This is a genomic window from Streptomyces racemochromogenes, assembly GCF_039535215.1.
Classification (GTDB): Bacteria; Actinomycetota; Actinomycetes; order Streptomycetales; family Streptomycetaceae; genus Streptomyces; species Streptomyces racemochromogenes.
Genome location: NZ_BAAAWT010000001.1, coordinates 3,629,894 through 3,648,554 on the forward strand (window position 1 = coordinate 3,629,894; position 18,661 = coordinate 3,648,554).

Genomic DNA, 18,661 nt, shown 5'->3' on the forward strand with positions numbered 1-18,661 from the left:
GGGACCGGCGCCGTCGTGTGCCGTCCGGCGTTACGCCGCCGAACCGGCGGGCTGGTCCTGCTGCGGGTGCCCGCCCGCGGAGGCGGACTCGGGGTCGCGTCCGGCGGTGGCGGGCTGCGGGACGGCCGGGTCGGCGGGGGTCCGGTCGGCCGGGGTCAGGTCCGCGCGCGGGCGGTCCTGGGCCTCCTTCCGGGCCGGCGGGGAGAAGCGGGCGGCCTCCGCGCGGAGCATGGCGTTCAGGGCGGCGTACGGGTCGATGGGCATGGCGGAACCTCACGGGTGCTTCGGGGGTGTGGGGGGTCGCGTACGCTGCTCGGCCCGCTCAGCAGCGCAGGACCACACTCCGTACCGTCAGCCGGGGCAGGACCGGTGAGGCCGTCCCGTACGAGGCCGCGCGGGCGGGCTCGTACACGTGTTTCACGTGAAACATCCGCTGCGGCAGCCGCCGCGCGGCCGGGGCGGTGCGCACGGCCGTCCGCGGTGCCGAGCGGCCGACGGGATCCCCGGCCGGCTCCGACTGCCCCTCGGTGGGGTCGGCCGGTGCCGAGGAGCCGGGCCGCGGCTCCGCGCCGGCCGTGGCCGTCGCCGCCGGACCGACGCCGAACAGGCACAGCAGAGCGACGCAGGCCACCGTCAGGGCCCGCGCCAGCGCCGTCCGCGCGTACCGCGCACTGTTCATGGGGCCTGCATGCCCCGACACGCCGGGCAACTTTCCCCCGGCCCCCGAGAAGCCCCCGACCGGGGGAGGAAGTCACCCCCCACGGCTGACTCAGCCGCTGCGCCGCGGCCCCGTCAGCCGGGCCAGGACGGAGGTCTCGCCGCTGACCAGCCGCAGCCTGGCGAGGCCGGTGTCCCCGGCCGGCGCCGTGACCGCGTGCGGGGAGACCCGCTCGACGGTGAACACGGCCGTACGGTGGTCGGCGCGGGGGATCTCGATGACCCGCCCCCGCCGCAGCCCGGCGAGCGGGAGCCCGTCGCCGGTGACCACGGCCGTGCCGGCGGAGCCCGGCGCCGGGCCGTCGGTGTCCCAGCCGGCCGCGCCGTCACCGTCCTGCGGGCCGCCGCTCACCGGGAGGTCCACGCCCAGGCTGGGGATGCGCAGCCGCAGCGGCCGTGATGCCCGCATCGGGGGGACGGCCACCGTCCGGCGGTCCGCGGCGGGGCCGTGCACCCCGGACTGCTCCAGCCCGCGTACGAGACGGCGGTGCCCGGACAGACCCAGTGCCCGGGACGGCAGCGCGTCGGTGACGCTCGCGGCGGCGGGCTCCGCGCCCGAGCTGCCGCGCAACAGGGCGATACCGGTGCAGAGCAGAGTGACCGTCAGCGCGACGGCGGCCCACTGGGCGCGGGACATGGCGTTCCTCCTGTCCGGCTCGGGCGGCCGGTTCCTGGGAGCAGTGGACCCCTCCCCGGCCGCCCGCACATCGCCGCCCGCACCGCAAATGACGGCGCGTCACGTCGCCCCCGGGCCCTGGCGCCCGTGTCCTCCCAGCTGGCGGCGGGTGCGCGGGCCGTACGCGCCCGATCGGACCGCTACCCCCGAACGGGTGAGGAGGCGAAGGCCCGGTTCCGCACGGCCCGTTAGAGCGGCCGGGCCGGCCAGTCCAGCAGGCGGGCGCCGATCACGGCCGTCTGGAGGGTGTACCGCTGCACCGGGTCCCCCGGGTCGGTGCCCGTCAGCCGGTGGATCCGCTCCAGGCGGTAGGTCAGCGCCCGCACGCTCAGGTTCAGCCGCCGGGCCGCCTCCGCGGCCACGCATCCCGAGTCGAAGTACGCGGTCAGGGTGTCCAGCAGGGGTGCCGCCCCGCCGCGCCCGGCCCGCAGCGGTCCGAGCGCGGCCAGCACCAGCTCGGCCATCGCCGCCCGGTCGCGGGTCAGTACCGGGAAGACCAGCAGGTCGGCGGCGCGCAGCAGCGGGCCCCCGAGTCCGAGCCGGTGCGCGACGCCGAGCGCGTCCAGGGCCTCCGCGTACGAGGCCGCGGCCCCGCCCGCGCCGGGGTGCGGGCGCCCGAGCGCGACGAGCCCCCGCCCTTCGGACTCCGCGTGCGCGAGCCGTGCGAAGCGGACCGGGATGTCGTCCCGCCCGCCCGGCGCCACGCAGACCAGCCAGCCGTCCTTGGTGGCGATCAGGAAGTCCCGGTCCCCGAAGCGGCCGGTCAGGGCCGACTGGAGCCGGCGCTGCTCCGGGCCCCCGTCCTCGTACGGAGCGGGCCCGCGCGCCACGGCCACGGCGTGCGCACGCAGCGGGTCCAGTCCGAAGCGGGCGGCGCGTTCGCCGAGGCGGCCGGGGTCGCCGCCGCCGAGCAGCAGGTCGTCGACGAACTCCCGCCGCGCGGCGGCCTCCCGGTGCGCGGCCGGCCCGTGGGCCCGCTCGTACCCCTCGGCGAAGGCGTCCACGGCCTGCTCCACGACCGCCAGCAGGTGGTCGGGGGCGAGGCGTCCGCCGAGGGCGGTGCGGGTGGCGGCGAGGTGCGCGCCGATCAGGCCGCGCAGCCCGTAGCCGGCCCCGGCGGCCCGTTCGCCGACCGCGCGGCGGGCGTCGAGCTCCTCGGGTGCGGGGGGCCGGCCGGTGGCCGACGCGTCCGCGAGCATGCGTACGTACCCGTCCAGATACTCCTCGGGTATGTCCCGCCCTGACCCCACACCAGCTCCCCGGTCCGCTCCGCTCGAAAAAGGACCGCCATTCTCCCCCGGATCAAGATCAACTTGGCCGTGAGGGCGGAGGTCCGGGCGGGGGCGCGGGGGTTGAGGAGAGGTCAGACCACCACGAGTGCCACCGCCGCCGCCCCCATGAGGGCGGCGGCGAGGTGCATCACGGGGTGGCCGTAGTCCCCGAACCAGAGCTGCCGGGCCAGTCCGCCGAGGGCGGCCAGGGCGCTGATGACGCCGATCTGGGCGAGGAGGGTGGCGGCGGTGAAGGGGGCCAGGAGCAGCAGTACCGAGTTCAGCCAGAACGGCGCGGCACCGGTCCAGCCCCGCCATTCCCGGATCGCGTACTGCATCGCCGGATCCCACCTCCACACCCGTCACACGCGCAACAGGCGTCGCGCTCAACTCATCGGCTGTACAGCCTCCTTGGGTGCGGCGGCCGGGGCAAGAGCGCGTTCGGCTAGAAAACCGAAGGCCAGGCCGAAAGTCGCCCACAGCGCTGCCTGGATGGCCAGCGACGCGAGACGGAACTGCCAGATCAGCGCGGCCGGGAAGTCCGCGGGCACCTCGTTGATCGCGGGCAGCAACGCGTACGAGACGCCCACCGCCGCCACGAAGGCCAGCGCGGCGACGACCGAGGCGTTCCAGTTGCCCAGCCGCGGCGCCAGCCGCCGCCCGAGGACCGTCGCGCCCGCCGCGAGGAGCGCGCTCAGGGCGATCATCAGCAGGTAGAGGGCGGTCCGCCGGGCGGCCGTGTCGGGGTCCCCGACGGCCGGCGGGTTGGCGGGGTACTTGAAGAACGGCACCAGGGTCACGGTGACGAACAGGGCGCCGGTGACCAGGGCCGCCGTGGCCCGGGCGCCGAAGTGGCCGATGCGGCCCAGGGCGAAGCAGTAGACGAGCGCGGCGATGCCGCCGAGGGCGACCCCGTACAGCAGGACGCCGGTGCCGAGGCCGGCCGTGGCCTGGAGGGCCCGGCTGACCGGAGCGTCCTCGGCGCCGTGGTCATGGCCGGCCGCGAGATGGCCGGCCTCCTCGATGGCGATCGCCGCGTCCACCTTGGACTCGCCGAGGAGGTACGCGACGAGGAAGGCGGCGACACCCGCGAGCAGGCCGGCCAGCATGCCCCGCACCAGCAGGACGCGGGGGGAGACGGTGTTCACGCATGAACCCCTTGGGTGATCGTGAGGGAGATCGGGAGGGGGTCAGTGGCAGGGGAAACCGAGCAGGTGACGGCCGTCGTGCAGCCACTCGTGGACGGTCTCGCCCTGGAACACGGCGGTGGCGCCCTGCTCGATGCCGACGAAGTACAGCAGGACGAGGGCCAGGACCGCGGCGAAGGCGGCCCAGGGCGCCAGCGCGGAGAGGGAGATGGGGGCGACGGCGGCGGGGGCCGAAGCGGACACGGCGGTGTGGGCCATGGCAGAACCTCCAGGGGGAACACGCGTCCCGGTCAGTGGTGCTCTGTACGAAGGCGGCGGGTCTGACTTCCCTCCCCGGGGTACCGCGGGAGGACTCACAGTGGCGCGACCGTGCCGGATTCTCACCGGTGCTTCCGCCATGCCTTCGTCATGTCGTCCGAGACCGTACCGCGCCTGTGGCTTGAACACCACGGCGCGTGGCCGCCGTTCCGCGCCCCCGGGCGTGCGCTCTACGCTCCCCGCATGCCCTCCGTACGCGTACACCTCACCACGCCCCCGCTCGACGAAGCCGCCCGCCAGGGCCGGTTCGGGTACGGGGAGCCGTGCCCCGGCCACCCGGGCCTCGCCGGGCCGGCCATGGGGGACTGGGCCGGCCGCACCCTCGAAGAGGTGGCCGCCGCGGACCCCGAGGGCATCCGGCGCTGGCTCACGGACCCGGAGTACGCGCCCCCCGGCGGCGGGGAGCCGGTGGCGGCGCTGATCACCCGCACGGGCGGGTACCTGGCGGGCCTGGGCCCCGGCCGGCACCACGCGGTGGTCGCACAGGCCGTCGTACGGGCGGCGGTGGTGGCCGCGCTGGAGCTGCCGGCCGGGGCCTTCTGGCGGCTGGACGTCCGGCCGGACACCGTGACCTCGCTCAGCGGGCGCGCCGGCCGCTGGAACCTCCTCGTCGGACAGCCCCGGTAGCCGCCCCGCGGAAAGCCGGACGGCCCGGACCCCGCGACGCGGTCCGGGCCGTCCGCGACGGCCGGGGCGCGGGCCCCTACGCGACGATCCAGTCGGAGGTCGCGATGACCGGCTGCACGCCGTCGCGGTGCACGGTGCCCTCGATCAGGCCGTACATGCGGTCCGCGGCGAAGTACACCTCGTTGTCGTTCTTGAGGCCGAAGGGCTCCAGGTCGACGAGGAAGTGGTGCTTGTTGGGCAGGTTGAGGCGCACCTCGTTGACCTTGGGGCAGTTGTCCAGCACCCGCTCGGCCATCTGGTTCAGGGTCTGCTGGAGCGAGTAGGAGTACGTCTCCGCGAAGGCCTCCAGCATGTGCTTGCGGACCTTCTTGTACGACTGGTCCCAGTCGTGGGCGGCGTCGTCACCGGCCAGCGCCGAGTGCGCCCAGCGGGCGGTGACCTTGGTCGCCAGGATGCGGTCGTACGCCTCCTGGAGGGTCGTGTACTTGTCCTTGATGAAGCCGTGGAACTCGGAGTTGGTCGAGTTCATCACCGTCAGGTCCTTCAGACCCGAGATGACCTGGAGACCGGTGGTCTCGCTGTAGGTGATCTGCGCGGTGCGCACCTCCTGGCCCTTGCGGACGAAGGAGTGCTGCTCCTTGCGGGTCGGGACGGGGATCCGCTCCCAGGCGAACTCCTCGATGCGGATCTGCGCTTCGCGGATCGGGGCCTGGGAGGAGACGAAGTGCTTCGCGAGGAGGATGCCGAAGGCCTCGGGGGAGGCGATGCCGTGCTCCTTGCCGAAGGCGTACACCGTGTTCTTGGTGGTGTCGGTCGGCAGGCAGTTGGCGTTGTCGCCGGTGAGGTGGACGTCGCGGAACTCGCCGCGCAGGGCGACCGAGACGTTCAGGTCGCGGATCTCGGCCCAGGAGCCGTCGCTGCCCTTGCGGGTCACCACGACGATGCGGTTCTCGGCCTTGCCGTACTGGTTCTGGCCCAGGACGTGCTTGCTCATGCTGTCTTCCTTCGGGTACTCGGGAACACGGAGTCCGTTGTTCTGGATCCCGTACGCCCGGCGTCCAGCGCCCCGCCCTCCTGAAGGACGTCCCGCTCCCCGCCGTTCGGCCCCGCAGGACCGCCCCGGGACTGACGTGCATCCCGGTCCGTAGGTGCTGATGCGTACTGAAGTACTGAAGTACTGACGGGATTGCACCATGTGTACGGCGGGTTGACCACCGCACGGAACATCCGAACACCAGCACCCACGGATTGGGCGACCCCACAAGCACGCAGGTCAGGACATGTGCGCATCCGTGACGGTCAGGGCCTCGTCGAGGATCGCCAGCCCCTTGGCCACGTCGTCGTCCGAGATGTTGCAGGGCGGGGCGACGTGGATGCGGTTCCCGGCGAGGAGCGGCCACAGCCCGCCCTTCTTCAGGGCCGCGCCGAAGGCGCCCATCGGGGCGTTGTCGGCGCCCGAGGCGTTGTACGGGACCAGCGGCTCGCGCGTCCGAGGGTCCTTCACGAGCTCCAGGGCCCAGAAGGTGCCCATGCCGCGGACCTCCCCGACGGACGGGTGGCGCTCCGCGATGGCGCGCAGACCGGGGCCCAGCAGCTCGGCGCCGGTGCGCGCGGACTGCTCGACGATTCCCTCCTCGGCCATGGTGTTGACCGTGGCGACGGCGGCGGCACAGGCGAGCACGTGCCCGGAGTACGTCAGTCCGCCCGGATAGGGCCGGCGGGCGAAGGTCTCGGCGATGGCGGCGGAGATGGCGACGCCGCCGAGCGGCACGTATCCGCTGGTGATGCCCTTGGCGAAGCAGAGGAGGTCGGGGGTGACGTCCCAGTGGTCGGCGGCGAACCAGGCGCCGGTGCGGCCGAAGCCGACCATGACCTCGTCCAGGATGAAGACGATGCCGTAGCGGTCGCAGAGCTCGCGCACGCCCTTCAGGTAGCCGGCCGGGGGTACGAGCACGCCAGGGGCGCCGCCGACGGTCTCCAGGATGATCGCGGCGATGGACTGCGGCCCCTCGAAGACGATCGTGTCCTCCAGGTGGCGCAGCGCCCGCTCGCACTCCTCCTGCTCGGTGGTCGCGTGGAAGGGCGAACGGTAGAGGAACGGGCCCCAGAAGTGGACGACGCCGGCCGTGGCGCCGTCGTTGCCGAAGCGGCGGGCGTCACCGGTGAGGTTGATCGCGGTGGTGGTCGCCCCGTGGTACGAGCGGTACGCGGACATCACCTTGGGCCGGCCGGTGTGCAGCCGGGCCATGCGGACGGCGTTCTCCACCGCCTCGGCGCCGGCGTTGGTGAAGAAGATCTTGTCGAGGTCGCCGGGGGTGCGCTCGGCGATGAGGCGCGCGGCCTCGGAGCGGACGTCGACGGCGAAGCCGGGCGCGAGCGTGCAGAGCTTCGCCGCCTGCTCCGCGATGGCGGTGGCCACCCTGGGGTGCTGGTAGCCGATGTTGGTGTAGACGAGCGCGCTGGAGAAGTCGAGGTAGCGGTTGCCGTCGTAGTCCCAGAAGTACGAGCCCTCGGCACCGGCCACGGCGAGCGGGTCGATGAGCTCCTGAGCCGACCACGAATGGAAAACGTGGTTCCGGTCTGCTTCTTTGACTGCGTCTTTCACGGCCGCGAGGGCGTCGGCTTCTGCGTTCATATATCGAGGGTAGTTGTCCAGGATGTGGACGCCGGGGTGCCTCGGGTACGACACCCCGCGCGGGCGACTTGACGGATCGCGGGGCGGCTCCTCGACTGGTCCGGACCACGCGCATAGCGTCCGTCGGACCGGCCGCTCCACGGGGGAGAACGGCGGAAAACCCGAGGTGGGAGCCCTTTGCGGCCCCACGTGGCGCGTCGGGGGCGGCCCCGGGCCGCCCCCGGCGCGCCCCCGGGCCGGCGTCCGTCAGCCGGCCCGTCAGCTGCCCCGCCAGCCGTCCGTCCGTCGCCCGGTCCGCGATCCGTCCACTGTCCTGGCCGCGGTCCGTCCGCCGTCCGGTCCGCCCTCCGTCCGCCGTCCTGGCCGTGTCCCGCTCCCGTCGGCCCTCCGAGCGGTTGTCGTCCCGCCGTCGGGGCCGCTTCGAGCCCGCCCCCCGGACCGCCGCGCCGCGACCCTTCATGGCCGCGCGTCACGCTCCCGGCGCCGACTCGGCAGTAGCGTGGGGGCGGCGCGGGATTTGTCCGTCCCGGCCGGGGGTAGGTGCGGCGCTGGGGGGTGTGGTGTCGGAGACGGGAGAGCCTGTGGCGGAACAGACGCGGCGGCTGGTCCTGGGCGGCGCCACGGCAGGGGTCGTGGCCCGGTGCCGGGACTTCACCCGGCGTGCCCTGACCGACTGGCTCTGGCCCGAGGGGTCGGAGGCCGAGGAGGACCTGCTCCTGCTGGTCTCCGAGGTGGTCACCAACGCCTGCCTGCACGCGGGCGGCCCCCGCGAGCTGGTGCTGCGGCACGGCCTCGGGCTGATGCGGGTCGAGGTGAGCGACGACAGCCCCGAGGTGCCGGTGCGCCGGGCGATGCGGGACCGCTCCCGGCCGGGCGGCCACGGGCTGGTGCTGCTGGAGCGCCTCGCGAAGAACTGGGGCTCCGTGCCGGCGGCGGACGGCCGGCCCGGCAAGACGGTCTGGCTCGAGGTGACGGCCCCCGAACCGCCCACCGGGCCCCCACGCCCCTGACCCCGGCCCCACCCCTCCCGCCCGGGCCCCCGAGCCGCCCGGGCCCCCCGGTCCGGTCCCGAGCCGCGCGGCCTACGACTCGGTGAGGAGGCCGCCGCGCAGCCGGGTCAGGGTGCGGTTCAGCAGGCGTGAGACGTGCATCTGGGACAGGCCCAGCCGGGCCCCGATCTCGGACTGGGTCAGCTCCTGCCCGAACCGCAGCGACAGCAGCTCCCGCTCCCGCTCGGGCAGCACGGCCAGCATGGGCTTGAGGGACTCCAGGCACTCGATCCGGTCGTACGCGAGCTCCTCCTCGCCGAGCGAGGCCCGCTCGGCGGCGGGGTCGCGCTCCGAGTCCTCCTGCACGGGTGCGTCCAGGGAGCGCGCGGAGTACGCGCTGGCCGCCTTGCGGCCTTCGCTGAACTCCTCCGGCGTGACGTCCAGCTGCTGCGCCATCTCGGCGTCGGTGGGCTCGCGGCCGAGGTCCTGCTCCAGTGCGTCGTGGGCCTTCGCGCTGTCGATCCGCAGCTCCTGGAGCCGACGGGGCACCTTCACGGCCCAGCTGGTGTCGCGGAAGAACCGCTTGATCTCCCCGCTGATCGTCGGCATCGCGAAGGTGGTGAACTCCACCCCGCGCTCGGGGTCGAAGCGGTTGATGGCCTTGATCAGTCCGATCGTGCCGACCTGGACGATGTCCTCCATCGGCTCGCTGCGGCCGCGGAACCGGCGGGCGGCGTACTTCACCAGACTGAGGTTCAGCTCGACCAGGGTGTTGCGCACGTACGAGTAGTCGGCCGTCCCCTCGTCCAGTTCGGCGAGCCGGTGGAACAGGGTCGTGCTGAGGGCCCTGGCCTCCAGGGTGGCCGCGTCCCCGCGGCCGATCTGGTCCGCGCGCTCGGTGCTGTCGGCGCCGTCTTCGCGGTCCGCGGGGCGGGTGTGGTCGCGCTCGGTACGGTCCATCGCTCTGCGCTCCTCCGACGGCGGGCCCCGGGTCGCGGGCCGAGGTCATGCGTTGAGGTGGTCACCGTCCAGATGGATATACCCGCCCTTATGAGTCGATACCCGTACTTTCTCCCTACCGATGTTTCACGTGAAACCGTTCCGAGGCCGAAACCCCTGGTCAGGGGGGCGGCCGCGGCCCGGCGCCGCCCTGATCGCCGCCTGGGCCCGGCACCGCCTACGCTGCGCTGCATGGAGTCCTACACCATCGGCCAGGCAGCGCGGCTGCTCGGCGTCAGCAGCGACACCGCCCGCCGCTGGGCGGACGCCGAGCGCTTCCCCACCCGGCGGGAGGGCAACCGCAGGATCGTCGACGGGCCCGCCCTGGCGGCGTTCTGCGTCGAGGTGGCCCAGGAGGCGGGGGAGGACGAGGAGGCTCCGTACACCAGCGCCCGCAACGCCTTCCCCGGCATCGTGACGGGCATCAAGCTGGGCTCGGTCAGCGCGCAGGTGGAGATCCAGGCGGGCCCGCACCGGGTGGTCTCCCTGCTGACCCGTGAGGCGGTGGAGGAGCTGGGCCTGGAGGTCGGCATGCGCGCCACCGCCCGGGTGAAGTCCACCAGCGTCTTCGTCGACCGCACCTGACCCCGACCCGGGCCGTTGCCCGACCCGGGCCGTTGCCCGACCCCGGCCGGCGTACGAGCCCGGCCGGCGTATGGTGCCGGCCGCCGTGCGACCAGGCCGTCGTGCGTGCCCGCCGCGGCACGGCCCGGCACGGCCCGGCGCGGACCGGCACGGCCCGGCCCCGGCCCCGGCCTCAGTGCGGCAGGCCGACCAGCCCCCAGCCCCGGGCGGCGGCGCCCCTGACGACCTCGCCCCACTCGCGCATCAGCGCGGTGGCCCCGTCGAAGGTGTCGTGCCATCCCGACCAGCCGAAGTCCGCGGCGGCGACGGGGCCGCGCAGTTCCGTCAGCCGGGGCCCGGCCTCCTGCCAGGCGCGGGCGAGCGCCGGCACCTCGTCCGGCGTCCGGCCCAGCAGCAGCCGCGGGCGCCACGGCTCGGGGTCGTCCGGGAAGCCGCGCAGGGCCGGCGGGTCCTCGGCGTCGGGGTCCTCGTCGTAGTCGGGGCCGTCCCACACCAGGCCGCCGAGGAAGACGTCGAGGCTGTCCCGCAGTCCGGGCTCCACGGAGCCCCGGACGGCCTGCCAGAGCTCGGCCAGCCAGAAGTGCCAGGCGTAGGTGCCGGTCGTCCCGGCGAACCGGTACTCGGCGCACCACGGGACCCCGAGCGGCGAGGCCCAGCCGCTCCGGACGGCCCGGTCGGCCTCTTCGCAGGCCTCGCAGCAGAAGTAGGGGTGCACGGCGTCGGTCAGGGCGTCCAGGCGCCCGTCGGACGGTATCCGGGCGAGGTGTTCCCAGTCGGCCGCGACCACGGTGATGTCCAGTCCCATCGCCGCAGGCTAACAACCCCCCTCCGACGGCTACGGGGTCCGTACGAAGACCCCCGCGCGGGCCGCCGCCACGGCCGCCGCCGCCGCGCGCCGGGCCGCGTCCTCGTCCAGCGGGGCGTCCGTGGTCAGCAGCCGGTAGTACAGCGGGGCGGAGACGGCGCGGACCACCTCGGCGGCGTCGGTCCCCGCGGGCAGCTCGCCCCGCTCGACCGCCTCCCGCACGCAGGGCGCCCACTCCGCGACCCGGACCTCGTAGAACCGGTGCAGTGCCTCGGCGGTCCGGGCGTCCCCCGTGGCCGCGGCGATGACGGCCCTGAAGAGGGGGCCCTGGCGCGGGTCGGACAGGGTGCGCCGGACGAGCCGGGCGTTGGCCAGCAGGTCCTCCTCCAGCGAGCCCGTCTCGGTGCGCGGCAGTGACTGCTCGGCCATGTCCGTGAGCAGGTCGGCGACCAGGCCCGCCACGGTGCCCCAGCGCCGGTAGACGGTGGTCTTGCCGACCTCGGCCCGCCGGGCCACCTCGGCGAGGTCCAGCCCGTGGAAGCCCTGCTCGGCCAGCATGTCCCCGGCCGCCTCCAGTACGGCGGCCCGCACCCGGGCGGTCCGGCCCCCGGGGCGCACGGTCCCCGGCTCGGTGCCTTCCGGGGCGTCACTCGGCGAAGTCATAACGGGTCTCCGGTTCCATTAGTGGTGATCGGCTGTTACGTTGGGACCACCTTAAAGGGTCTGCGGTTCCATTACCGCTCACAGGAGGAGTCCGTCATGGAGTACAGGCAGCTCGGCGCGTCCGGTCTCAAGGTCCCCGCCCTCGGCTTCGGGGCCGGCACCTTCGGCGGCCGGGGCCCCCTCTTCGGCGCCTGGGGCAGCACGGACGCCCAGGAGGCGCGACGGCTGGTGGACATCTGCCTGGACGCCGGCATCACCCTGTTCGACACCGCCGACGTCTACTCGGCGGGAGCCTCCGAGGAGGTCCTCGGGCAGGCGGTCAAGGGCCGCCGCGACGAGGTGCTCATCTCCACCAAGGCGGGCCTGCCCACCGGCGACGGCCCCGGCGAGTACGGCACCTCCCGCTCCCGGCTGATCCGGGCCGTCGAGGACGCCCTGCGCCGGCTCGGCACCGACCGCATCGACCTCTTCCAGCTGCACGGCTTCGACGCCGCCACCCCCGTCGAGGAAGTGCTGTCCACCCTCGACCAGCTCGTCCGGTCCGGCAAGGTCCGCTACACCGGCGTCTCCAACTTCTCCGGCTGGCAGCTGATGAAGTCCCTCTCGGCCGCCGAGAAGCACGGCTTCCCCCGCTACGCGGCCCACCAGGTGTACTACTCCCTCGTCGGGCGGGACTACGAGTGGGAGCTGATGCCCCTCGGCCACGACCAGGGCGTCGGCGCGATCGTGTGGAGCCCCCTGGGCTGGGGGCGGCTCACCGGCAAGATCCGCCGCGGCCTGCCGCTGCCGGCCGGGAGCCGGCTGCACGAGACCGCCGACTACGGCCCGCCGGTGGAGGAGGAGCGCCTCTACGACGTGGTCGACGCCCTCGACGAGGTCGCGCGGGAGACGGGCCGGACCGTCCCGCAGGTCGCCATCAACTGGCTGCTGCGCCGCCCCACCGTCTCCACCGTCCTCATCGGGGCCCGCAGCGAGGAGCAGCTGCGGCAGAACATCGGGGCGGTCGGGTGGGAGCTGACCCCCGCGCAGGTGGCCCGGCTGGACGCCGCCGGCCACCGGCCCGCCCCCTACCCGTACTTCCCGTACGAGCGCCAGGAGGGCTTCGCGCGCCTCAACCCGTCGCTGCTGGCCCGGAGCTGACGGCCCTCCGGTCGAAGAGGGGCACCGCCGCACCGGCCGAAGCCCCGAGGGAGCCCGTACGAGCGCCTTCGCCCGGCACCCTCCACGGCGAGCCGTCGCGCTCGCCGGCCGCCCGTGCCGCGCGGACCCCCGGGAGTCGGTCACCCGGCCGGCCGCAGGGGCCCCGCCTCGGCGGGCGGCGGGGTGAAGATCCGGTCCAGGTGGTGGCGCAGCACCGCCACGGCCGAGTCGGGTCCGCGCTGGCCCACCAGGATGCTGGTCCCGAGGGTGCCCGCCATGGCCAGCAGGCCGATGGCCTCCGTGCGCGCGTCGATGTCCGGGCCGGTCAGGCCGGCCTCCCGGGCCTGTGCGAGCAGCCCGGCCAGGGCGTCCTCGGCGGCGTCGGGGTTGTCGATGAACGGCTGTGCGGCGAGCGCCTCGTCCGTCACGGACAGGATCGCGTACGAGGTGTAGAGCAGGTGGAAGGTGCGGCCCTCCTCGTCGGTGGGCAGGGACGCCAGCAGCAGCGCCTCGGCCGTGGCGCGCGGGCCCGGGGCGGGTCCGGCGGCGGCGAGGCGGGCGCCGACCCGCGCGGTGAAGCGGTCGGTGAGGTGCTGCAGCCCGTAGAGGAGCAGCTTCTCCTTGGTCTCGAAGTAGTACTGCACGAGCCGGAGCGAGACCCCGGCCTCGGCGGCGACGTCGCGCATGCCGACGGCGTGCAGCCCGCGCCGTCCGGCGACCCGGACGAGTGCCTCGGCGATCTGGCCGCGCCGTTCCTCGTGGTCAACGCGCTTGGGCATGTCCTGGTGTCTCCGTCCGTCGCCCTGCCCCCGTCTTGATGGTACCGCTGTACCAACAACGTGGTACGTTCGTATCACGAAGAACGGATCTTCCCAGGAGGTGCCCGCCGTGCCCGAGACCGCCGCGACCCAGAGCACGACCCGCGTACGCCGCCGCGACGTCGGGCGCTACGTCAACGACACCCTGCGCGACCGCTACTTCGCCGCCGCCGACGTCCTCTTCGCGATGGGTGCGCCCGTCCGCTCCGAGACGGACGTGGAGACCAGCTTCGGCACCACCCACGTCTACCGGTACGGTCCCGCCGATCCCGCCGCCGAGTCACGGACCCCGATCGTCCTGATCCACGGCGCCGGCTACGGCTCGGCGATGTGGTACCCCAACACCCCCGGGCTCAGCCTCGACCGCCCCGTCTACGCACTCGACACCCCCGGCGACGCGAACCGCAGCGTCCACCGCGAGCCCATGTGGCAGCCCGAGCGCGCCGCGCAGTGGATGGACGAGGCCCTCGACGCGCTCGGCCTCGACCGGGTCCACCTCGTCGGCTCCTCCTACGGCGGCTGGCTCGTGCTCAACCAGGCCCACCTGCGGCCGGGACGGCTCGCCTCCGTCACCGCCCTCGACCCCGGCGGCCTGGAGAAGGTCGGCCTGCGCTTCTTCGGCTGGGTGTTCCTGAGCCTGTTCGCCACCTTCGCCCCCAGGGCGCTGCGTCCCCGGCTCGCCACGTGGCTGGACCAGCCCGTCCTCGCCGTCCCCGAGATGCGCCCCTGGATCCAGCTCGGCGCCCGCGCCTACCGGATCCGCCGCCCCGCGCCCCTGCCGCTGACCGAGGACGAGCTGCGGACCATCCGGACCCCGCTCTACGTGATCATGGGCAAGCACAGCCTGCTCGTGCACCCGAAGCGGCAGCTGGAGCGCGTCCCCCGGCTGGTCCCCGGTGCCCGCGCCGAGATCGTCGCCGCGACCGGCCACGGCCCGCAGATCGACCACCCCGACGTGGTCAACGCCCGGATGCTCTCCTTCATGGAGGACGTCGACTCCCTCACCGCGCCGCGCGGCTGAACGCCCTGCGGTACGAGCGCGGCGGCACCCCGCGCCGCCGTACGAACTGCTCGCGCAGGACCGCCGCGCTCCCGAAGCCGACCAGCCGGGCGATCTCCTCGACCGGCAGGTCGGTGGTCTCCAGCAGCTCCTCGGCACGGCTGATCCGCAGCCCCAGCAGCCAGGCGTGCGGGGTGGTGCCGGTCGAGGCCGCGAAGCGGCGGGCGAAGGACCGCCGGCTCATCAGGGCCCGGCGGGCCAGCTCGGCCACCGGCAGCGGCTCGGCCAGGTGCTCCCGCGCCCACGCCAGCACCTCGGCCAGCTTCTCGTCCCGGCAGTCCTCCGGCACCGGCGTCGCCAGGTACTGGGCCTGCCCGCCGTCGCGGTGCGAGGGCAGCACCAGGTCCCGGGCTATCGCGTTGGCCGTGGCGGCCCCGTACTCCCGCCGCAGCAGGTGCAGGCACAGGTCGAAGCCGGCGGCGGCGCCCGCGCCCGTCACGACCGCCCCCTGGTCCACGTACAGGGAGTCCGGTTCGACGCGGACCCGCGGATGGCGCTCGGCCAGCAGCCCGGCGAACCGCCAGTGCGTGGTGGCCCGGAGCCCGTCCAGCAGCCCGGCCGCCGCGAGCGCGAACGCCCCCACGCAGTGCGCCGCCACCAGCGCGCCCCGCCCCCGCGCGGCGGCGAGGGCCTCCAGCACGGCGGGGGGCGGCGGCGTACGGAAGTCCGCCCAGGGCAGGGCGATCACCAGGTCGGCGGCGGCCAGCCGGTCCAGGCCGTGCTCCACCATCAGCGGCAGCCCGACATCGCTGCGCACCGCCCCGGGCCGGTCCGTGCAGAGGGCGAAGTCGAAGCGGGGCAGGCCCTGCCCGCGCTCGTCGAACACCTCGGAGACGATTCCCGCCCCCAGCATCCCGACACCGGCGGGGGCGTACGCGGCGACGGACACGAAGGGCGGCATGCGCGCAGTCTGACACGCGGCCGTCCGGCCGGGTGGCACGATTCCCGCGATCAGTGGCAGTACGGCCACTCGTGAAGGGGCCCGCCACACCGAAGACTTGGGGACATGACGAACGCACCGCTCGGCGCCACCGCCCGCTTCCGCATCCTGACCACCGGCTACACCCTCTCCACCGGCCCCGGCGTGGCCGCCACCGTCTCCTACGTCACCGACGGCGACCGCCACGTGATCGTGGACCCCGGCATGGTCGCCGGCCGCGACCGGATCCTCGGCCCGCTCGCCGAGATGGGCCTCGGTCCCGACGACATCACCGACGTGGTGCTCAGCCACCACCACCCCGACAACACCATGAACGTCGGCCTCTTCGGCCACGCCCGCGTCCACGACCACAAGGCGATCTACGAGAACGACCAGTGGACCGACCGCGACGCCGAGGGCCACGAACTGGCCCCCTCGCTCCGGCTGATCCGCACCCCCGGCCACAGCCGCGAGGACATCACGCTGCTCGCCGGCACGGACGAGGGGGTCGTCGCCTTCGTCGGCGACCTGTGGTGGCGCCCCAACGGCCCGGTCGACGACCCGGTCGCCCCGGACCACGACGTCCTGCGGGCCTCCCGGGAGCGGGTTCTCGCGGCCGCGGACGTGATCGTCCCCGGCCACGGCCCCGCCTTCCCGGCGGACGACACCGCGCCGCTCTAGAACATGGCCGCCCGGAGGTGTCAGCCCGTCGCGGCCACGGCCGGCCCGCGCACGGCCGTCCCGCCCACGGCCGCCCGGCGCGCGGTCACGTAGGCGTGCGGGGAGCTGCCGTAGGCGAGCTCGAACTCGCGGCCGAGCTGACCGGCCGCCATGCCCGCGGCCCGCGCGAGGGCCAGGACGTCCAGCGGCCGCGCGTACTCCCGGTCGAGCCGGTCACGCACCCGGCGCAGCCGTACGAGCGTCCTCAGGTGCTGCGCCTCAGTGAGCGCGCGCGCCCACCCGGGGCGGCACATCAGCGCCGTTCCTGGATCCGGACCAGGTTCCCCGCCGGGTCACGGAACGCGCAGTCCCGCACGCCGTACGGCTGGTCGGTCGGCTCCTGGACCACCTCGGCGTCGGCGGCCTGCACCTTCTCGAACGTCCCGTCCAGGTCGGGCGTGGCCAGCAGGATCCAGCCGTAGGTGCCCTTGGCCATCATCTCCAGGATGGTCCGGCGCTCGGCCTCGGTGATGCCGGGGTCGACGGCCGGCGGCGCCAGCAGGATCGACGTACCGGGCTGGCCGACCGGGCCGACGGTGATCCAGCGCATCTTGCCCTGCCCGACGTCGCTGCGGACCTCGAAGCCGAGGACGTCGCGGTAGAACGCCACCGAGGCGTCCGGGTCGTCGTGCGGGAGGGCCGTGGTGTGAATGGTGATGTCCATGCCCGCCACGTTAGTTGCGGGCTCCGGAGGGCGCTTCTCGAATCCTGACCGGTTCGGATCCCCCGCCCGGGGCCCCGTGACCCGCGTCACATCCGGATGGCCGGTGACGTGTCCGGGGCCCCCTCGTTGCCGTTCGTAAAGGATCACGTTGCGGAGGGCCGGGCAGTGAGCGGACAGCGGACGAGGACGAGCGGGCGGCATCCGGTCCTGGACGACGCCGAGGACGTACGGGCCGCCGCGGGCGCACTCGCGGACGGCTGCGCGGTGGCCCACGGGTTCGGGAACTCCTACGCCGTCACCGCGCGCGCCGACCGGGCCGCCGTCGAGCGGGTCAACCGGATCAAGGGCCGCCCCGACGGGCGGGCCGGCAGCGTCACCACCGTCCCCGAGCGGGTCCCGTCGCTCTTCGACTGGACCCTGCTCCCCGCGGCCCTGCCGCGCCGGCAGCTCCGCCAGCTCGTCGAAGAGCTGTTCCTGCTCGGCCCCTTCGGCTTCCGGGGCCCGGCCGCCGCGCACGTGCCGCGGCACCTGACGGTCCTCCGGGACGGGGTCGAGACCGTGCGCCTGATCGGCCCGGGCTACCGCTGCCCGTCCAACGGCTTCCTCGCCGAGGCGCTGGACCGCACCGGGGACGGCCTGCTGTCCGTCACCTCGGTGAACCGCTCCCGGCACCTGACCGGCGCCGAGCACGAGCCGGCCCACTGGCGCGCCGAGGGCGTGATCGCCGACTTCGGCCAGGAGGAGGGCGTCAGGATCCTCGTGCACGACGACGAGCCCGCCGCGCGCCGCCGCCACCCGCACCACGCCCCGATGCCGGCCACCGTGCTGTCGTTCCACCACGCGCCCGGCCGCGGCCGCTCGGGCCTGCCCGTCCTCACCCTCGAACGGCACGGCTCCCTCTCGGCGGACCACACCCGGGCCGTCGCGGCCAACCACGGCTTCGCCGTCGTCCCCTCACCCCGGGCGGCCCGCCGCCTGCACTCCCGTACCTACGCGGACCGACGGGCTCAGGCCGACAGCGCGGGGTAGTCGGTGTACCCGTCCGCGCCGCCCACGTACATCAGGCCCTCCTCCCGCAGGGGGTTCAGGGCGGCGCCGGCGCGCAGCCGCTCCACCAGGTCGGGGTTGGCGAGGAAGGCGCGGCCGAGGCAGACCAGGTCGGCGCCGGCCGCGAGCAGCCGCTCGGCCTCGTGGCGGCCGCCGTCGGCGGCCAGCGGGCCCGGCCACGGCAGCGCCGGGTTCGCGATCAGCGTGCCCGCCCACTGCTTGCGGATGCGCTGGAAGAGGGGCTGGTCCGGGTCGGCGAAGACGACGTGCAGATAGGCCGGGCCGGTGTCGGAGAGGGCGTCGACGAGCGCCGGATACACCTCCTCGGGGTCGTCCTCGTGCATGCCGTTCGCGGTCACCCCGGGGGTGACGCGCAGGCCCACCCGCTCCGGTCCGACCGCGGCGGCGACCGCCTCGACGACCTCCCGCACGAAGCGGGTGCGGCCCTCACCGAGCCGCCGTAGCCGTCGGTGCGGTGGTTGGTCCCGGAGGCCAGGAACTGGTGCAGCAGGTAGCCGTTGCCGCCGTGCACCTCCACCCCGGCGAACCCGGCGTCGATGGCCCGGCGCGCCGCGGCGGCGAAGTCGGCCACGGTGGAGCGGATCTCGGCGGGGGCCATCTCGCGCGGCACCACCGTGGGCCGGTGCCCGCCCGGGGTGTGGATCGTGCCGGGCAGCGCGACCGGCGAGGGCGCGACGGGCGACAGGCCGCCGCTGTTGTCGGGGTGGCCGATCCGGCCGCCGTGCTGGATCTGGAGGAACATCCGCCCGCCGACGGCGCCCACCGCCTCCGTGACGCGCCGCCAGCCCGCGACGTGCGCGTCGTTGTGGATCGCGGAGATGTCCGGGTACGTGGATCCC

At 74.6% G+C, this 18,661-nt stretch carries 23 protein-coding genes and 1 pseudogene; 7 read left to right on the forward strand and 17 right to left on the reverse strand.

Annotated elements, in window-relative coordinates; genetic code table 11:
* Window positions 1-30 precede the first annotated feature (30 nt).
* The 7 genes from ABD973_RS16695 to ABD973_RS16725 form a co-directional block, all read right to left on the reverse strand.
* The gene (locus ABD973_RS16695; RefSeq protein WP_345500624.1) at window positions 31-264 is read right to left on the reverse strand and encodes a hypothetical protein; all 234 of its coding nucleotides are present in this window, start codon (window positions 262-264) and stop codon (window positions 31-33) included.
* 58 nt (window positions 265-322) lie between these two features.
* Window positions 323-679 (reverse strand): hypothetical protein, encoded by a 357-nt coding sequence (locus ABD973_RS16700; RefSeq protein ID WP_125598994.1) that lies wholly within the window; start codon window positions 677-679, stop codon window positions 323-325.
* Between the two features lie 90 nt (window positions 680-769).
* Window positions 770-1,354 (reverse strand): class F sortase, encoded by a 585-nt coding sequence (locus ABD973_RS16705; protein WP_125598991.1) that lies wholly within the window; start codon window positions 1,352-1,354, stop codon window positions 770-772.
* 227 nt (window positions 1,355-1,581) lie between these two features.
* Window positions 1,582-2,592 carry a PucR family transcriptional regulator gene (locus ABD973_RS16710; RefSeq protein WP_345504612.1) on the reverse strand — a complete coding sequence of 337 codons (1,011 nt, stop codon included), beginning with the start codon at window positions 2,590-2,592 and terminating at the stop codon, window positions 1,582-1,584.
* Between the two features lie 164 nt (window positions 2,593-2,756).
* A complete protein-coding gene (locus tag ABD973_RS16715) occupies window positions 2,757-3,002 on the reverse strand; it encodes a hypothetical protein (RefSeq protein ID WP_125598988.1) in 246 nt (81 codons plus the stop codon).
* Between the two features lie 48 nt (window positions 3,003-3,050).
* A complete protein-coding gene (locus ABD973_RS16720; RefSeq protein WP_125821662.1) occupies window positions 3,051-3,812 on the reverse strand; it encodes a CbtA family protein in 762 nt (253 codons plus the stop codon).
* A gap of 42 nt (window positions 3,813-3,854) precedes the next feature.
* Complete coding sequence (locus ABD973_RS16725) at window positions 3,855-4,070, reverse strand: CbtB domain-containing protein (RefSeq protein ID WP_125813272.1); 216 nt, start codon at window positions 4,068-4,070, stop codon at window positions 3,855-3,857.
* A 243-nt stretch (window positions 4,071-4,313) separates the two neighbouring features.
* Here ABD973_RS16725 and ABD973_RS16730 point away from each other — a divergent pair, with 243 nt between their 5' ends.
* A complete protein-coding gene (locus ABD973_RS16730) occupies window positions 4,314-4,757 on the forward strand; it encodes a histidine phosphatase family protein (protein ID WP_125598979.1) in 444 nt (147 codons plus the stop codon).
* Window positions 4,758-4,833: 76 nt separating this feature from the next.
* Here ABD973_RS16730 and pucL read toward each other — a convergent pair whose 3' ends face one another.
* Window positions 4,834-5,751 carry a factor-independent urate hydroxylase gene (pucL, locus tag ABD973_RS16735; protein ID WP_125598976.1) on the reverse strand — a complete coding sequence of 306 codons (918 nt, stop codon included), beginning with the start codon at window positions 5,749-5,751 and terminating at the stop codon, window positions 4,834-4,836.
* Window positions 5,752-6,030: 279 nt separating this feature from the next.
* Window positions 6,031-7,392, reverse strand: a complete 1,362-nt coding sequence (locus tag ABD973_RS16740) for an aspartate aminotransferase family protein (protein ID WP_125821661.1) — start codon at window positions 7,390-7,392, stop codon at window positions 6,031-6,033.
* 581 nt (window positions 7,393-7,973) lie between these two features.
* Between ABD973_RS16740 and ABD973_RS16745 the strand changes: the two genes are divergently transcribed.
* Window positions 7,974-8,402, forward strand: a complete 429-nt coding sequence (locus ABD973_RS16745; protein WP_125821660.1) for an ATP-binding protein — start codon at window positions 7,974-7,976, stop codon at window positions 8,400-8,402.
* A 72-nt stretch (window positions 8,403-8,474) separates the two neighbouring features.
* On the opposite strand, the gene ABD973_RS16750 is transcribed toward ABD973_RS16745, so the two are convergent.
* Window positions 8,475-9,341: a SigB/SigF/SigG family RNA polymerase sigma factor gene (locus ABD973_RS16750; RefSeq protein WP_345500632.1), complete on the reverse strand. Its 867-nt coding sequence runs from the start codon at window positions 9,339-9,341 to the stop codon at window positions 8,475-8,477.
* A 231-nt stretch (window positions 9,342-9,572) separates the two neighbouring features.
* Here ABD973_RS16750 and ABD973_RS16755 point away from each other — a divergent pair, with 231 nt between their 5' ends.
* Window positions 9,573-9,965, forward strand: coding sequence for a TOBE domain-containing protein (locus ABD973_RS16755; protein ID WP_125821658.1), 393 nt, complete (start codon window positions 9,573-9,575; stop codon window positions 9,963-9,965).
* A 172-nt stretch (window positions 9,966-10,137) separates the two neighbouring features.
* Here the strand turns inward: ABD973_RS16755 and ABD973_RS16760 are convergent, their stop codons facing one another.
* Window positions 10,138-10,770, reverse strand: coding sequence for a hypothetical protein (locus ABD973_RS16760; protein ID WP_125821657.1), 633 nt, complete (start codon window positions 10,768-10,770; stop codon window positions 10,138-10,140).
* A gap of 30 nt (window positions 10,771-10,800) precedes the next feature.
* The gene (locus ABD973_RS16765) at window positions 10,801-11,433 is read right to left on the reverse strand and encodes a TetR/AcrR family transcriptional regulator (RefSeq protein ID WP_125821656.1); all 633 of its coding nucleotides are present in this window, start codon (window positions 11,431-11,433) and stop codon (window positions 10,801-10,803) included.
* Between the two features lie 96 nt (window positions 11,434-11,529).
* Here ABD973_RS16765 and ABD973_RS16770 point away from each other — a divergent pair, with 96 nt between their 5' ends.
* Window positions 11,530-12,573 carry an aldo/keto reductase gene (locus tag ABD973_RS16770; protein WP_345500635.1) on the forward strand — a complete coding sequence of 348 codons (1,044 nt, stop codon included), beginning with the start codon at window positions 11,530-11,532 and terminating at the stop codon, window positions 12,571-12,573.
* Between the two features lie 140 nt (window positions 12,574-12,713).
* Here the strand turns inward: ABD973_RS16770 and ABD973_RS16775 are convergent, their stop codons facing one another.
* A complete protein-coding gene (locus ABD973_RS16775; RefSeq protein WP_125821655.1) occupies window positions 12,714-13,352 on the reverse strand; it encodes a TetR/AcrR family transcriptional regulator in 639 nt (212 codons plus the stop codon).
* 109 nt (window positions 13,353-13,461) lie between these two features.
* Here ABD973_RS16775 and ABD973_RS16780 point away from each other — a divergent pair, with 109 nt between their 5' ends.
* Window positions 13,462-14,412, forward strand: a complete 951-nt coding sequence (locus ABD973_RS16780) for an alpha/beta fold hydrolase (protein ID WP_125597862.1) — start codon at window positions 13,462-13,464, stop codon at window positions 14,410-14,412.
* Here ABD973_RS16780 and ABD973_RS16785 read toward each other — a convergent pair.
* Entirely contained in the window at window positions 14,393-15,352 is a 960-nt protein-coding gene (locus ABD973_RS16785) for a GlxA family transcriptional regulator (RefSeq protein WP_125821654.1), read from the reverse strand. The two genes, ABD973_RS16780 and ABD973_RS16785, sit on opposite strands and share 20 nt — an antisense overlap.
* Window positions 15,353-15,457: 105 nt before the next feature.
* Between ABD973_RS16785 and ABD973_RS16790 the strand changes: the two genes are divergently transcribed.
* The gene (locus ABD973_RS16790) at window positions 15,458-16,051 is read left to right on the forward strand and encodes an MBL fold metallo-hydrolase (RefSeq protein ID WP_125821653.1); all 594 of its coding nucleotides are present in this window, start codon (window positions 15,458-15,460) and stop codon (window positions 16,049-16,051) included.
* Between the two features lie 20 nt (window positions 16,052-16,071).
* Here ABD973_RS16790 and ABD973_RS16795 read toward each other — a convergent pair whose 3' ends face one another.
* Together ABD973_RS16795 and ABD973_RS16800 are read right to left on the reverse strand one after the other, a co-directional pair.
* A complete protein-coding gene (locus ABD973_RS16795; RefSeq protein ID WP_206436532.1) occupies window positions 16,072-16,344 on the reverse strand; it encodes a hypothetical protein in 273 nt (90 codons plus the stop codon).
* Window positions 16,344-16,754 (reverse strand): VOC family protein, encoded by a 411-nt coding sequence (locus ABD973_RS16800; RefSeq protein WP_125597807.1) that lies wholly within the window; start codon window positions 16,752-16,754, stop codon window positions 16,344-16,346. The genes ABD973_RS16795 and ABD973_RS16800 overlap by 1 nt, the downstream gene beginning before the upstream one ends.
* Window positions 16,755-16,919: 165 nt before the next feature.
* Between ABD973_RS16800 and ABD973_RS16805 the strand changes: the two genes are divergently transcribed.
* Window positions 16,920-17,783, forward strand: coding sequence for an L-threonylcarbamoyladenylate synthase (locus tag ABD973_RS16805; RefSeq protein WP_125821652.1), 864 nt, complete (start codon window positions 16,920-16,922; stop codon window positions 17,781-17,783).
* Here the strand turns inward: ABD973_RS16805 and ABD973_RS16810 are convergent.
* A pseudogene (locus ABD973_RS16810) lies at window positions 17,762-18,660 on the reverse strand (oxidoreductase); the annotation flags it as partial. The gene ABD973_RS16805 and the pseudogene ABD973_RS16810 overlap by 22 nt on opposite strands.
* Window position 18,661: the final 1 nt, after the last annotated feature.

What these genes read in the sequence shown, in the direction of transcription:
- ABD973_RS16695 (WP_345500624.1), bottom strand. Translation starts at nt 264, where the DNA reads ATGCCCATCGACCCGTACGCCGCCCTGAACGCCATGCTCCGCGCGGAG.
- ABD973_RS16700 (WP_125598994.1), bottom strand. Translation starts at nt 679, where the DNA reads ATGAACAGTGCGCGGTACGCGCGGACGGCGCTGGCGCGGGCCCTGACG.
- ABD973_RS16705 (WP_125598991.1), bottom strand. Translation starts at nt 1,354, where the DNA reads ATGTCCCGCGCCCAGTGGGCCGCCGTCGCGCTGACGGTCACTCTGCTC.
- ABD973_RS16710 (WP_345504612.1), bottom strand. Translation starts at nt 2,592, where the DNA reads ATGCTCGCGGACGCGTCGGCCACCGGCCGGCCCCCCGCACCCGAGGAG.
- ABD973_RS16715 (WP_125598988.1), bottom strand. Translation starts at nt 3,002, where the DNA reads ATGCAGTACGCGATCCGGGAATGGCGGGGCTGGACCGGTGCCGCGCCG.
- ABD973_RS16725 (WP_125813272.1), bottom strand. Translation starts at nt 4,070, where the DNA reads ATGGCCCACACCGCCGTGTCCGCTTCGGCCCCCGCCGCCGTCGCCCCC.
- ABD973_RS16730 (WP_125598979.1), top strand. Translation starts at nt 4,314, where the DNA reads ATGCCCTCCGTACGCGTACACCTCACCACGCCCCCGCTCGACGAAGCC.
- pucL (WP_125598976.1), bottom strand. Translation starts at nt 5,751, where the DNA reads ATGAGCAAGCACGTCCTGGGCCAGAACCAGTACGGCAAGGCCGAGAAC.
- ABD973_RS16740 (WP_125821661.1), bottom strand. Translation starts at nt 7,392, where the DNA reads ATGAACGCAGAAGCCGACGCCCTCGCGGCCGTGAAAGACGCAGTCAAA.
- ABD973_RS16750 (WP_345500632.1), bottom strand. Translation starts at nt 9,341, where the DNA reads ATGGACCGTACCGAGCGCGACCACACCCGCCCCGCGGACCGCGAAGAC.
- ABD973_RS16755 (WP_125821658.1), top strand. Translation starts at nt 9,573, where the DNA reads ATGGAGTCCTACACCATCGGCCAGGCAGCGCGGCTGCTCGGCGTCAGC.
- ABD973_RS16760 (WP_125821657.1), bottom strand. Translation starts at nt 10,770, where the DNA reads ATGGGACTGGACATCACCGTGGTCGCGGCCGACTGGGAACACCTCGCC.
- ABD973_RS16765 (WP_125821656.1), bottom strand. Translation starts at nt 11,433, where the DNA reads ATGACTTCGCCGAGTGACGCCCCGGAAGGCACCGAGCCGGGGACCGTG.
- ABD973_RS16770 (WP_345500635.1), top strand. Translation starts at nt 11,530, where the DNA reads ATGGAGTACAGGCAGCTCGGCGCGTCCGGTCTCAAGGTCCCCGCCCTC.
- ABD973_RS16775 (WP_125821655.1), bottom strand. Translation starts at nt 13,352, where the DNA reads ATGCCCAAGCGCGTTGACCACGAGGAACGGCGCGGCCAGATCGCCGAG.
- ABD973_RS16785 (WP_125821654.1), bottom strand. Translation starts at nt 15,352, where the DNA reads ATGCCGCCCTTCGTGTCCGTCGCCGCGTACGCCCCCGCCGGTGTCGGG.
- ABD973_RS16790 (WP_125821653.1), top strand. Translation starts at nt 15,458, where the DNA reads ATGACGAACGCACCGCTCGGCGCCACCGCCCGCTTCCGCATCCTGACC.
- ABD973_RS16795 (WP_206436532.1), bottom strand. Translation starts at nt 16,344, where the DNA reads ATGTGCCGCCCCGGGTGGGCGCGCGCGCTCACTGAGGCGCAGCACCTG.
- ABD973_RS16800 (WP_125597807.1), bottom strand. Translation starts at nt 16,754, where the DNA reads ATGGACATCACCATTCACACCACGGCCCTCCCGCACGACGACCCGGAC.